The organism is Actinoalloteichus caeruleus, assembly GCF_049311605.1.
Lineage (GTDB): Bacteria > Actinomycetota > Actinomycetes > Mycobacteriales > Pseudonocardiaceae > Actinoalloteichus_B > Actinoalloteichus_B caeruleus.
Genome location: NZ_CP186005.1, coordinates 1,394,433 through 1,407,721, shown reverse-complemented (window position 1 = coordinate 1,407,721; position 13,289 = coordinate 1,394,433). Strand labels below are relative to the sequence as shown.

Here is a 13,289-nt window from a genome sequence, read left to right as displayed (position 1 = left end):
CACCCCGCTCGAGCGGAAAAGTGGGCGGGATCTCAGAATGGAACCCGGCGGGACACCGGCCCGCCGTGATCGTCCCCGGATTCCCGGTGGTGGCCGCGCCCCGACGGGCTGCGCTGTTCGGTGGTGCCGAGGCACCACCATCCGCTGGCGCCAGGTCCACCTATCGCACGATCAAAAAGGGAATGTCGCCCCGCGGGCCGCTCGCGTTAGCCAACACTCGCATCGTCACCCGAACGTGTTATCAGTTCCTGGCCAGGTGACAACCCAATCGGGATAGATCCCGCCTCGATCGTCCCGCTGGGACAGTTTGCCGGCTACGCTGCCCGAGTCGACACCACTTTCGGTCGATCAGTGGCGCGGCTGATTGGTCGAGAGTCCCGGTGCCGGTCGGGGGGCACGACCGACTCCAGGGAGGTAGTGACGTGGCTGCCGTCGGCTTAGGTCAGGCCGTTCGAACCACGCCAGCCGGCGCGTTGCCGGCCAACATGGTCCCGCACCCGCGGGAAGAGCTGTTCTCGGTACTGGTGGTGGACGACCATCCGCTGCTTCGGGAGGCGATCGCCGCCCGGTTGCAGCAGATGGGCGCCGGCACCGTGCACGAGGCGGCGTCGCTGGCCGAAGCCAGAGCTCGTGCTCTGGCCACCGGACCATGCGACCTTGCGATCCTCGATCTCGGGCTCCCGGACGGGAGTGGCATCGACCTGGTCACGGAACTCCGTGGCCACGGTTGGCCCCGGATCGTGGTCCTGGCATCCTCCGACGACCCGTACGCGGTACGGGCGGCCTTCCAGGCGGGCGCTCAGGCGTACCTGCTGAAGTCCGCCTCGCCGATGGTCGTCACCGACGGGGTTCGCCGGGTCCTCGACGGCGGGGTGTACGCCGACCCGAGTGTGGCGCCCGTCCTCGCAGCGGGCACCAGGGTTCCGGGCACCGACAACACGCCTCGCGAGTTGTCCGCCCGTGAGGTCGAGGTGTTGCAGCTGGTCGCTGACGGCCGATCCAACAAGGAGATCGGCGAGGCGCTCAACCTGTCCGCCCTCACGGTCAAGAGCCACCTGTCACGCATCGGCCGCAAACTCGGTACCGGTGATCGTGCGCAGATGGTGGCGCTGGCCATGCGGGCGGGCGTGATCCGCTAGTGGAGTGGGGATGGCACGAACCCGTGCCATCCCCACCTTCCAGCAGTGCCTGTGGGATCCGGGGACGGGGGAGGCACGTAGGGTCATCGCCCGTGGACGCTCAACCAGCCAACCCGGATGAGGTCGGACCCGGCGACCGCGGCGGTGAGAACCGGAAACACGCTCAGGGCACGGACGAGAACGCGGCGGTACCGCTGCGCCGCCCGGCCGACGGCGTGCCTCCTGTTGTCGTCGACCGCAACGCGCTCCAGCTCGTCGCCACCGCGATGGCCGGTGCCACCGGCCCGGTGGCCGTCGACACCGAACGCGCCTCGGGCTACCGGTACTCCAATCGCGCCTACCTGGTCCAGCTCCGTCGCGAGGGCGCGGGGACGGCGCTGATCGACCCGATCCCCGTCGCCGACGCGCTTGGCCCGCTCAGGGAGGCGCTCACCGGGCCGGAATGGGTCTTACACGCCGCCTCGCAGGACCTGCCGTGCCTCGCGGAGTTGGAACTGCGGCCGACGTCGTTGTTCGACACCGAACTCGCCGGCCGGCTCGCCGGCTTCCCCCGCGTGTCGCTCGCGGCGCTCGTGCGGCAGCAGCTCGGATACGAGCTGGAGAAGGGACACGGCGCGGCCGACTGGTCACATCGTCCCCTGCCCGCGGACTGGCTGAACTACGCCGCCCTCGACGTGGAACTGCTGGTGCCGTTGCGGGACTCCCTGGAGGAGGAACTCCGCCGGCAGGGGAAGCTCGACTGGGCGTTGCAGGAGTTCGAGTGGGTCCGCACGGCCCCACCTCCGCCGCCCCGCGCACAGCCCTGGCGCCGGACCTCGGGCATCCACCGGGTGCACGCCCCCAGGCAGCTCGCGGCCGTTCGCGAGCTGTGGCTGGCCCGGGACGCCGTCGCCGAGTCGCGGGACATCGCCCCCGGTCGGGTCCTGCCGGACAAGGCCGTGATCGAGGCCGCGCAGGCTGCTCCGAAGACGGAACGCGAACTGTTGGCGCTGCCGGTATTCCGGGGCCGGGCTCAGCGGCGGCGGGCGCACACCTGGCTGGCGGCCCTGCGGGCGGCGGCCGAGCTGCCGACGGATGAGCTCCCCAGCCCGGCGCAGCCCTCGGACGGCCCGCCACCCCCGAACCGGTGGGCGGACCGGGACCCGGAGGCCGCGGCACGGCTCTCCGCCGCCAGGGCCGTGCTGACCGAGACCGCCGAGCGGCTGCGGCTGCCGGTCGAGAACCTCATCCAACCCGATCTCGTCCGCCGGACGTGCTGGACGCCCCCGGAGCAGCTGGACGTCCAGGCGGTGAGCGCGGCGCTGCGGGCGGGCAACGCCCGCGAATGGCAGGTGGAACTCACGGCGTCCCATCTCACCGAGGCGCTGCGGGTCACCGCCTGACAGCGGATCACTCGAGCAGGGCCGCGGCGTGCTGGAGCGCCGCGGCCAGCCGGGCGGCGGTGTCCCCCGGGTAGGCCAACCGCGCAGGGGTGGCCTGGTGGCCGTTGAGCCGCAACACGGCCAGGGGGGCCTGCCGTCGGAGCGCGCGGTGCACCACCAGGGAGCGTGGTCGGGCGTCGGCGGTGACGCCGTCCACCTGGCCCAGTGGTCCCACTCCGCGCGCTCCGGGGAGGAAGGCGTTGCCGATGGTCAGGGCGGCCGTCTCCGCCGCGCGGGTGGTCACCTTGAGCGTCCCGCGCCCGGGGCTGTCCCCCAGCACCAGGAGGACCCGCCACTGCCGCCGGTCGACCGTGACCACGGTGAACGATGGAGTCCCGGTCACCAGGTCGTCGCCGGGCACCGCGACGGCCCAACGGTTGTCGAGCAGGATCACCCTGTCTGTCCTTTCCGGAACGCGGGGCTGATGTCGGGCGGCGTGTGCCGCCACCCTGATCGCGTTGCGGGGTCGCCACACTACGGCACGGCGCGGGGAGGCCCCGCGATGGGAGCGCTCCAACGACCCGCCCGACTCCGCTTCCCGATCTTTTCGCCGCCCACCCTGGCGTTTGGGTTACTGACGGGTAGCATCGCGGTCAGCGGGCGCGGAGCAGCGCGCCCAGGCCCACTCAGCGAGGAGAAGGAGCACGCCGTGGCCGACGCCGTTGCAGCGCGTGCGCTTCGGAACGTGGTCTTCGTCGACGGTGTGAGGACACCGTTCGGCAAGGCCGGCCCGAAGGGCATCTACGCCGAGACCCGCGCGGACGACCTGGTCGTCAAGACGCTCAGGGAACTCCTCCGGCGACATCCCCAACTGCCGCCCGAGCGGGTCGGTGAGGTCGCCATCGCCGCGACGACCCAGATCGGGGACCAGGGACTGACCATCGGCAGGACGGCGGCACTGCTGGCCGGGCTGCCCCGTTCGGTGCCCGGATTCGCCATCGACCGGATGTGCGCCGGAGCGATGACGGCCGTGACCTCGGTGGCCGGCGGCATCGCCTTCGGCGCCTACGACGTCGCGCTGGCCGGCGGTGTGGAGCACATGGGCCGGCACCCGATGGGCGAGGGCGTTGATCCCAACCCCCGATTCCTCGCGGACAAGCTCGTGGACCCCTCCGCGCTGGTCATGGGCCAGACGGCGGAGAACCTGCACGACCGGTTCCCCCACCTGGACAAGGGTCGGGTCGACGCCTACGCGGCGACCAGCCAGGAGCGCTTCGCCGAGGCGGTCAAGACCGGTCGGATCAGCGCCGACCTCGTCCCGGTGGCCACCAGGTCCGCCGAGCTCGGCTGGGGGCTGGCGACCGAGGACGAGCCGCCCCGCCCCGGCACCACCGTCGAGGCCCTCGCCGCGCTGAAGACCCCCTTCCGCCCGCACGGCCGGGTCACCGCCGGCAACTCCGCCGGGCTGAACGACGGGGCCACCGCCGCGCTGATCGCCGGCGAGGACACGGCCACCGAACTCGGGCTGCCGGTGGGGATGCGGCTGGTCGGCTACTCCTTCGCCGGTGTCGACCCGGAGGTGATGGGAGTCGGGCCGGTACCCGCCACCGAGCAGGCGCTGGCCAGGGCTGGCCTGACGATCGACGACATCGGCCTGTTCGAGATCAACGAGGCCTTCGCCGTCCAGGTCCTGGCCTTCCTCGACCACTTCGGCATCGCCGACGACGACCCCAGGGTCAACCCGTGGGGCGGCGCGATCGCGTGCGGCCACCCCCTCGCCGCCTCGGGCGTCCGGCTGATGACCCAGCTCAGCCGCCACTTCGCCGAACGCCCCGAGGTCCGCTACGGGATCACCACCATGTGCATCGGCATCGGCATGGGCGGCACGGTCATCTGGGAGAACCCGCACTGGGACGGTCGGGAACGGAACGGGGACGCGAAGTGAGTGACACGACGGGCGGGGTCACCGCCGAGGACATGCGGAACGCGATGCCGGACGAGGTCGTGACCAGGTCGGTGACCAGGCTCGTCCGCGTGCCCGGCGTCGAACGACCGATCGCCCTGGTGACCCTGGACAACGGGCACGACCACACGCGCCCCTCCACCCTCGGCCCCCAGGGGCTGCTCAGCCTGGACGCGGCGCTCGACGAGGCCTTCGCCGCGGAGCCCGCCGCGATCGCGGTGACCGGCAAGCCCTTCGTCTTCGCGGTCGGCGCGGATCTCTCCGGCGTCACCCGGCTGACCTCGGCCGAGCAGGCCCGGTGGATCGCCCACACCGGGCACGCGGTCTTCCGCCGCCTCACCGAGTCCACCATCCCGACCTTCGCCTTCGTCAACGGGGCGGCGCTCGGCGGCGGCCTGGAACTCGCGCTCTCCTGCCACTACCGCACGGTCGCGGCGAACGCGGCGATGCTCGCCCTGCCCGAGACCTTCCTGGGGCTGTTCCCCGGGTGGGGCGGCACCCAACTGCTGCCCAACCTGATCGGGCCGGACGCGGCGGTCACGGTCATCCTGGAGAACGCCCTCAACCAGAACCGCCGGCTCAGCCCCGCCAAGGCCGCGGCGCTCGGCGTCGTCGACGTGGTGCTGGACTCCGCCGACTACCTGGAGCAGTCCCTGCGGTGGGCGGCCGGGGTGCTCGAGGGGCGGATTCGGCCCGAACGTCCGGAGATCGACCGGGACCAGGCCTGGACCGCCGCCCTCGACCGGGGGCGGGCCTTCGTCGCGGCCAAGACGCAGGGAGCGGCGCCTGGCGCGACGAAGGCGTTGGAACTCCTCGAGCTGGCCCGCCACGCCACCCTGGACGAGGGGTACGCGGCCGAGACCGAGGGCCTCACCGAGCTGCTCATGTCCGACGAGCTGCGGGCGGGCCTGTACGCGTTCGACCTGACGCAGAAGCGCGCTCGGCGTCCCGCCGGCGCCCCGGACAAGTCACTCGCTCGTCCCGTCACCAAGGTGGGGGTGGTCGGCGCCGGGCTCATGGCGAGCCAGCTCGCGCTGCTCTTCGTCCGCCGCCTGCGGGTTCCCGTGGTACTCACCGACGTCGACCAGGAACGGCTCGACCGGGGCGTCGGCTACGTGCACGCCGAGGTGGACAAGCTGTTGTCGAAGGGGCGCGTCTCGCCGGACGAGGCGAACCGGCTCCGAGCCCTGGTGACGGGTTCGCTGGACAAGGCCGCCTTCGCCGACGCCGACTTCGTCATCGAGGCCGTCTTCGAGGACCTGTCGCTGAAGCGGCGCGTGTTCGCCGAGCTGGAGGAGCACGTCTCCCCGGAGGCGGTGCTCGCCACGAACACCTCGTCGCTGTCCATCACGGACATGGCCGCGGAACTGCGACACCCGGAGCGGGTCGTGGGCTTCCACTTCTTCAACCCGGTCGCGGTCCTCCCGCTGCTGGAGGTCGTGCGCGGGCAGCACACCGACGACGCCACCGTCGCCACCGCCCTGCGCACGGGCAAGGAGCTGAAGAAGTCCTGCGTGCTCGTCGCCGACGCGCCGGCCTTCGTCGTGAACCGACTGCTCACCCGGTTCCTCGGCGAGGTGATCGGCGCGATCGACGAGGGCACCCCCTTCGAGGTCGCCGACCGCGCGCTCCAACCGCTCGGGCTGCCCATGAGCCCGCTGATCCTGCTCCAGCTGGTCGGGCCAGCCGTCGCCTCGCACGTCGCGCAGACCCTGCACGACGCCTTCCCGGACCGGTTCGGGGTCAGCGAGAACCTGCGCCGGTTCGTGGCGGCCGGCAAGACCGCGGTGTGGACCTGGGACGAGCGGAACGTGCAGCGGCTCGACCCGGAGGTGGCGGAGCTCTGGCACCAGGGTGACGCGCCGCTCACCGAGGAGGAGCTGCGGGAGCGCGCGCTGGCCGCGCTCGCCGAGGAGGCCCGCGTCATGCTGGAGGAGAAGGTCGTCGCGGAGCCGGCGGACATCGACCTGTGCATGATCCTCGGCGCCGGCTGGCCGTTCTGGCTGGGTGGGATCACCCCGTACCTCGACCGCACCGGCGTGGCGGAGCGGGTCAACGGGGAACGCTTCCTCCCGAGGGGCGTCGCGTCCCCGGCGGCCGGCTGAGAACTCCGGTCGACAACTCCGGTGGGGTCGGCGGGGAACCGTCGGCCCCACCGGGACACCGGGTCCGTGTCCCGCCGCCCCCTCGGGCTCAGGGCGCGGCGGGGAACTCCACCGTCACGGTGAGGCCACCGCCGTCCACCGGCTCCACCTCGACACGACCGCCGTGGGCGGCCGCCGCCGACCGGACGATCGAGAGGCCGAGGCCGGCGCCGAAGTGGGAGGTCCTGCCGCCGCCCCTGCTGAAGGGCTCGAGCAGCTGCGCCGCCCGTTCCGGCGGGACCACCGGCCCCGACGAGGACACCACCAGCCGCGAACCCGACTGGTCCCCGCTCGTGCGCACGCTGATCCAGCCCCCCTCCACGTTGTGCCGCACCGCGTTCTCGACCAGGTTCCCGGCGATCCGCTCGACCAGGGCCGGGTCTCCGGTCACCAGGCCGGGCTCCGTGTCGAAGGTGACGGAGAGCTTCCGGTCGGCGGCCTCGGCGCGCACCGCGCGCCACGCGCTCTCCACCATGGTGGCGAGGTCCACCGGCTCCCGGGCGTTGAGCCCCGTGGCGTCGGTGCGGGCCAACAACAGCAACGCGGTGACGAGGTGCTCCGCCCGTCGTGTGGCGTCCCGCACCACGTCGGCCATCCTGCGGAGCTCCGCCACGTCCGCGTCCGGATCGGCCAGGGTGACGTCCAGCTCGGTGCGGATCACCGCCAGCGGCGTGCGCAGCTCGTGGCTCGCGTTGGCGACGAACCGGCGCTGGGCCTCGAAGGCGGCCTGGAGCCGGTCGAGCATCTCGTCGAAGGTGTCAGCGAGTTCCGCCACCTCGTCGCGCGCGCCCACGAACTCGATGCGCTCCTCCAGCGATTCGGCGGACAGCCGACGAGCCGTGCCGGTGACCCTGTGCAACGGGGCCAACACCCGCCCGGTGAGGGACCAGGCGAGCAGGAAGGCCGCCGCGATGACGCACAGGTAGGCCAGCAGCCCCACCTCCAGGACCCGGTCCCTCGCCTGGTCGTGCAGCAGCGTCGTCAGTTCGGTCGCCTCGACCTCGACGCCGTCGACCCGGACCCGCATACCGCGCGGCAACCGGGGCGAGTCGGCGAGGGCCTGCCCGATCTGCATCCAGCCCAACCACAGGAGCAGCGCGCTCACGACGGCGACGAGCCCGGTCGCGAGCAGGGTGATGCGGACCCGGAGGCCGAGACCTCGACGGCCGGGGCGGTGGTCAGCGTTCAGTGTTCGCACCCGCGACGCTGTCGGTCTCCGGTTCCACGACTCCCGCGGTCGGCACCCGGTACCCGGACCCGACGACGGTCTCCACCACCGCCGGTTCCCCGAGCTTCTTCCGCAGGGTCATGACGGTCACCCGCACGGTGGTGGTGAACGGGTCCGCGTTCTCGTCCCACACGCGCTCCAGCAGCTCCTCGCTGCTGACGACCGAACCGCCGGCGGAGAGCAGCACCTCCAGGACGCCGAACTCCTTGCGGGTCAGGTCGACCTGTTCACCGTTGCGGGTGACGGTGCGGGAGGCTGGATCGAGCACCAGCTGCTCGGCCGTGAGCCGGGGCGGCACCGGGGGCGTGGACCGCCGGCCCAACGCGCGGATCCTGGCGACCAGCTCGGGGAAGGCGAAGGGCTTCGCCAGGTAGTCGTCCGCGCCCAGCGACAGGCCCTCGACCCGGTCCTCCACCTCGCCGCTCGCCGTGAGCATCATGACCCGCGTCAGTGCCCCAGACCGGAGGATCTCCCGGCACAACTCGTCGCCGGACAGCCCCGGAAGATCGCGGTCGAGCACCACGACGTCGTATCTGGTGATCGACGCCTTCTCGTGCCCCGACTCACCGTCATAGGCGATGTCAACGGCCATGCCCTCTCGGCGCAGACCCCGGGCGATCGCGTCTGCCAGGGGCTGCTCGTCCTCTACGACCAGTATGCGCACGTCACCAACCGTCCCACACGAACCTGAGAGCGGGCTGGGCTTTCCCGGCCCGCGGCAGCGTCACCGATGTCACTTCCGCTCGCTGTCCCGCACCCGCTGCGGGTCCGCGACGTCGACCTCGGGCGAGTCACTCGCCTCACCCAGGATCCCGGCGGCCCACTCGGTGATCCGGCGCGCGACGTCCTGGTCGGTGAGCCCGAGCTCGGCGAGCACCTCTCCCCGGGAACCGTGGTCGAGGAACCGTTGGGGCACGCCGATGTCGCGGAGGGGGACATCGACCTCCGCGTCCCGCAGCGCCGCCGCCAGCGCCCAGCCGACGCCTCCGTGCCGGCCACCGTCCTCGACCGTGACGACCATCCGGTGGTCCGCCGCGAGCGCCACCAGTTCCTCGGGTACTGGCACGACCCACCTCGGATCCACCACGGTGACCCCGATTCCCTGGTCGGCCAGTCGGTGCGCGGCGCGGACGGCCAGTTCGGCGAAGCTACCGACGCCGACCAGGAGGACGTCCGCCTCGGTGTCCTCCCGGAGGACGTCCACCGGGCCGACGCGCCGGACGGCCTCGATCCGGTCGCCGACGTCGCCCTTGGCGAACCGGATCACCCCGGGCCCGTCGGTGATCCGCACCGCCTCCCGCAGCGCCTCACGGAGGGTGTCGGCGTCCCGGGGGGCGGCGACCCGGATGCCCGGCACCACACCGAGGATCGACAGGTCCCACACGCCGTTGTGGCTCGCGCCGTCCGAGCCGGTGATCCCGGCGCGGTCGAGCACGACCGTCACCGGCTGCCGGTGCAGCGCGACGTCCATCAGCAGCTGGTCGAAGGCGCGGTTGAGGAACGTCGCGTACACCGCCACCACGGGGTGCATGCCCGCCATCGCCAGACCGGCGGCCGAGGTCAGCGCGTGCTGTTCGGCGATACCGACGTCGAAGCACCGCTTCGGGTAGGCCGAGGCGAACCTGTCCAGGCCGGTCGGCCCGAGCATCGCGGCGGTGATCGCGACGAGGTCCTGGCGCTCCGCCCCGATCCGCACGAGCTCGTCGGAGAACACCGAGGTCCAGCTCGTCCCGCCGGAGGCCGTGGCCGGTTCCCCGGTGACCGGGTCGATCACACCCGTGGAGTGCATCTGGTCGGCCGTGTCGTTCTCGGCCGGGGCGAAGCCCGTGCCCTTCCTGGTGACCGCGTGCACGATGACCGGGCCACCGAACGCCTTGGCCCGGCGGAGGGCGGCGTCGAGGGCGCCCAGGTCGTGTCCGTCCACCGGCCCGAAGTACTTCAGCCCGAGGTCCTCGAACATGGCCTGCGGGCTGATGGCGTCCTTGAGCCCGCGTTTCGCCGCGTGCAGACCCGCGTAGATCGGACGGCCGACCATGGGGATGCTCTGGAGGGTGCGCTTCCCGCTCTCCAGGGCGCGTTCGTAGCCGGGCCGCAGGCGCAGCGACGCCAGGTGGTCCGCGAGGCCGCCGATGGTGGGCGAGTAGGACCGGCCGTTGTCGTTGACCACGATCACGAGCGGGCGGTTGCCGTCGCCGGCGATGTTGTTCAACGCCTCCCAGCACATTCCACCGGTCAGCGCGCCGTCACCGACCACGGCCACGACGTGCCGGCGGGCGCCCTGGAGCTGGTAGGCCTTGGCGAGCCCGTCGGCGTAGGAGAGCGCGGTCGAGGCGTGGCTGTTCTCCACCAGGTCGTGTTCGCTCTCGGCCCGCGACGGGTAGCCGGACAGCCCGTCCCGCTTCCTCAGCCGGTCGAACCCTCCCTGACGACCCGTGATGATCTTGTGCACGTAGGCCTGGTGCCCGGTGTCGAAGACGACGGGGTCGTGGGGTGAGTCGAAGACGCGGTGGACGGCGAGGGTCAGCTCCACGACCCCGAGGTTGGGCCCCAGGTGCCCGCCGGTCCGCGAGACCTTCTCGATGAGGAAGGAGCGGATCTCCTCGGCCAGTCGCTGGAGCTCACCCAGCTCCATTCTCCTCAGATCAGCCGGGCTGTGCACGGACTCGAGCAGGGTCACCACTCCACCTCAATTCAGTGCCGTTCGCCAGCCCCGTCCAGGTACGAGGGCGTACTCCCACGGACAGGGTGCGGCCGGTCAACTACGTCGCGCCAGTCTACGGACGGGTAACCCGAGGGCACCGTCCCGGTCGCTGCGGGGTGTGAGCCTGGCGTGACGGCGCCTCACCGGAGTGGGTAGAGGGCCGGGACAGACTCGAGCGCGTTCCCCCCAATGAACTTACCCAGCGTGAAGGGAATCACTCCTCGGGGCTAACAGCCGGCGTCGTGGTGGCGGTATCCCCGTTCCCGTCCGCCTGCTCGAAGAGTGCCACGCACTCCACGTGGTGCGTCATCGGGAAGGCGTCGAACGCACGCAGTTCGGCCAACCGGTACCCCTGCTCCCTCAGTAGCCCGACGTCTCGGGCGAAGGCAGCCGGGTCGCAGGCCACGTGCACGACCCTTGCCGGGCGGGCTGCGCCGATCTGGCTGATCACCTCACGACCGGCGCCCTTGCGGGGCGGGTCCAGCACGACCACGTCGGGAGCGCCGCCACCGAGGCCCCGGGCGAGCACCCGCTCCACCCGCCCCGTCACGAAGCTCACCTGGGGGAGGTCCGCGAGCTCCCGCTCGCCGTCGGCGACGGCGCGGGGAGCTGACTCCACGACGACCACCGCTCCCCCGGTGCCGACCTGCTCGGCGAGCACCGAGGCGAACAGACCCGCTCCCCCGTAGAGGTCCCAGGCCGTCCCTCCCCTGGGGGCGCGAGTCCAGGATCCGACGGCCTCGGCCAGCACGTCGGCGGCGGCGGGGTGCACCTGCCAGAAGCCGTGGGGGTGGACGCGCCAGTCGCGACCAGCGGCGCGCTGCACGGCCACTCCGTCCCCGGCGATCCGGCGCGAGGTCGGGCGCGAGCCGCGCCCCGGCCGGAGCTCGCTGACGTGCACCTGCTCGTTGGCGTCGACGGTCACGTCGAGTTCGATACCCGGCCGCCAGCGCCGTCCCAGCAGCCCGTCGACCATGCCCGGCACGGACAACGGGCATCCGGTCGCCGCGACCACCCGGTGACTGCGGTGGGCCCGGAACCCGGCGACCCCGGCGTCGTCCACGGCCAGCCGTACCCGGCTGCGCCACCCGAGCACACCACCGGGCAGTTCCTCCACGACCACGGAACGGTCGACGCCGGCGATGCGGCGCAGCTGCTCCTCCACCACTCCGGCCTTGATCGCGCGCTGCCGCTCCGGGCGGACGTGCTGCCAGTCACAGCCGCCGCACCCGCCCGGACCGGAGAGCGGGCAGCTCGGGGTGACCCGGTCCGGGGAGGCGGAGTGCACGGTGACGGCGTCGGCGCGGCAGTAGCCGCCGCCTTTGTCCTCGGTCACGAGGGCGGTCACCCGCTCCCCGGGCAGGGCGTGCCGGACGAAGACCACTCGGCCCTCGTGCCGGGCAACGCAGAAACCACCGTGTCCGGGAGGGCCGACCTCCAGATCGATCCGATGTCCTGTCCAGTCCGGTCGCTGGCTCGGCGCAGAGGTGCTCACCGCGGGACGGGGTCCTTTCCGACATCAGGGAAACGCTCGTACCCAGCGTAGCCCCAGCCGGGCCGGACGAACGGGCAGCGGAGGTGCCGCGCCGGCGGGGCGCCCGGTCGCCGCGGCCCCCTGGCGGGACGAGAACGGACGGACGGGCCCGCGCACCGCGAAGGGGGCCACGCCCCCACCGCCGGCACCCCGACAACGACACACCAGTCTTTCAGGGGAAATCGGCGACGGGGACCCGACAGCGGAGGATATCCCTGACCCTTTGTTCCGACAATCAGGGGAATGATCTGGAAAAAGCTCCACTTCGCGACACCAGACCCCACCTGAACAGGCATTACCCCGCATATCGCGATCGCTTTTATCATTCGGTGGTGCTCGAGCACGGAGGGTCAACGCCTTGACAGGTGATATCGGGAATGTCGAGCGGAAGGGTCCACTTTCGCAGCAAGATCCGCTGATACGGTCCGACGCGGTGAACACGGAAAACGACTCCCGGCGGCGCGGGCCGCCCACTCTCCCTTTCTGGGGAGTCCCCTCGTAACCGATGGAGAAGGGTTGTCCAGGTGAAGACTCCTGACGAGAAAACCTCCTGTTCGACCGTCCGCCGCCACGCACGCGGCGCGACGGCGGCTGTGCTCGGCGCCGCGGTCGCCGCCGGCCTCCTGCTCGTTCCCACGGCGTCGGCCGACCAGGACGAGGACAACGCGCGGCTGCTGCCCCGACCGCTGAACTCACTGCTCGACACGACCCAGGAACGCTTCCACGCCCAGGTCGTCGTCAACGGCGAGGTGGTGTGGGAGCAGACGGGCGAAACCTCCGACTGGACGATCTCCTCCACCGAGGACAACGTCGTGGTGGGCGGGCCCGTGCACGACGCCGCGCAGTGCGACAACGAGGTGTCACCGACCAGCCGCCTCTCCCTCCTCCAGGGAGTGTGGACGCTGGCCGACTTCCTCACGGGCCTCACCACGCTGATCTGCCAGGAACTCGACTCCGGCACGGCGGAGGGGACCGACCCCGCGACGGCCGGGGAGACCACGACCCTGCCGGAGGACGCCCCCGGGCGGTGGTGGCAGAACTCGGCCGGCTGGGACCTGCCCTGGTGGGCTCGGACGCCGGACGCGGAGCGACGGCCCGAGGACACCGGCTCGTCCACCACGCCCGAACGGGACGCCGAGGAGGACCAGCGGGGAACGGCGGGTCCGGTCGAGGACGGCACGACGACGCGCGTCGGCTGAGCACCGCCGCGGACGACGAG

General features: G+C 72.1%; 10 protein-coding genes. 5 read left to right on the top strand and 5 right to left on the bottom strand.

The window, feature by feature from the left end; all coding sequences use genetic code 11:
* Positions 1–422 precede the first annotated feature (422 nt).
* Positions 423–1,139, top strand: coding sequence for a response regulator (locus ACOJVX_RS06310; protein ID WP_035272912.1), 717 nt, complete (start codon positions 423–425; stop codon positions 1,137–1,139).
* 92 nt (positions 1,140–1,231) lie between these two features.
* Positions 1,232–2,521 (top strand): ribonuclease D, encoded by a 1,290-nt coding sequence (locus tag ACOJVX_RS06305; RefSeq protein WP_418153363.1) that lies wholly within the window; start codon positions 1,232–1,234, stop codon positions 2,519–2,521.
* A gap of 7 nt (positions 2,522–2,528) precedes the next feature.
* Here ACOJVX_RS06305 and ACOJVX_RS06300 read toward each other — a convergent pair whose 3' ends face one another.
* Positions 2,529–2,954: a hypothetical protein gene (locus tag ACOJVX_RS06300; RefSeq protein WP_026418350.1), complete on the bottom strand. Its 426-nt coding sequence runs from the start codon at positions 2,952–2,954 to the stop codon at positions 2,529–2,531.
* 255 nt (positions 2,955–3,209) lie between these two features.
* Here ACOJVX_RS06300 and ACOJVX_RS06295 point away from each other — a divergent pair, with 255 nt between their 5' ends.
* Both ACOJVX_RS06295 and ACOJVX_RS06290 read left to right on the top strand, forming a co-directional pair.
* The gene (locus ACOJVX_RS06295; protein WP_026418349.1) at positions 3,210–4,445 is read left to right on the top strand and encodes a thiolase family protein; all 1,236 of its coding nucleotides are present in this window, start codon (positions 3,210–3,212) and stop codon (positions 4,443–4,445) included.
* Positions 4,446–4,477: 32 nt separating this feature from the next.
* Positions 4,478–6,568 (top strand): 3-hydroxyacyl-CoA dehydrogenase NAD-binding domain-containing protein, encoded by a 2,091-nt coding sequence (locus ACOJVX_RS06290; protein WP_026418348.1) that lies wholly within the window; start codon positions 4,478–4,480, stop codon positions 6,566–6,568.
* An 88-nt stretch (positions 6,569–6,656) separates the two neighbouring features.
* Here ACOJVX_RS06290 and ACOJVX_RS06285 read toward each other — a convergent pair whose 3' ends face one another.
* The 4 genes from ACOJVX_RS06285 to ACOJVX_RS06270 all read right to left on the bottom strand — a co-directional run bounded on the left by ACOJVX_RS06285 (position 6,657) and on the right by ACOJVX_RS06270 (position 12,031).
* Complete coding sequence (locus ACOJVX_RS06285; RefSeq protein ID WP_026418347.1) at positions 6,657–7,805, bottom strand: sensor histidine kinase; 1,149 nt, start codon at positions 7,803–7,805, stop codon at positions 6,657–6,659.
* Positions 7,786–8,499 (bottom strand): response regulator transcription factor, encoded by a 714-nt coding sequence (locus ACOJVX_RS06280; RefSeq protein WP_035273061.1) that lies wholly within the window; start codon positions 8,497–8,499, stop codon positions 7,786–7,788. Before ACOJVX_RS06280 ends, ACOJVX_RS06285 begins: the two co-directional genes overlap by 20 nt.
* 69 nt (positions 8,500–8,568) lie before the next feature.
* On the bottom strand, positions 8,569–10,512 hold the full coding sequence (gene dxs / locus ACOJVX_RS06275; protein WP_026418346.1) for a 1-deoxy-D-xylulose-5-phosphate synthase: 1,944 nt from the start codon (positions 10,510–10,512) through the stop codon (positions 8,569–8,571).
* 238 nt (positions 10,513–10,750) lie between these two features.
* Positions 10,751–12,031 (bottom strand): class I SAM-dependent RNA methyltransferase, encoded by a 1,281-nt coding sequence (locus ACOJVX_RS06270; RefSeq protein WP_422647322.1) that lies wholly within the window; start codon positions 12,029–12,031, stop codon positions 10,751–10,753.
* 563 nt (positions 12,032–12,594) lie between these two features.
* Between ACOJVX_RS06270 and ACOJVX_RS06265 the strand changes: the two genes are divergently transcribed.
* Complete coding sequence (locus ACOJVX_RS06265; RefSeq protein ID WP_422647321.1) at positions 12,595–13,269, top strand: hypothetical protein; 675 nt, start codon at positions 12,595–12,597, stop codon at positions 13,267–13,269.
* Positions 13,270–13,289 lie beyond the last annotated feature (20 nt).

Coding starts and splice junctions, on each gene's coding strand:
- ACOJVX_RS06290 (WP_026418348.1), top strand. CDS start 4,478: ATGCGGAACGCGATGCCGGACGAGGTCGTGACCAGGTCGGTGACCAGG.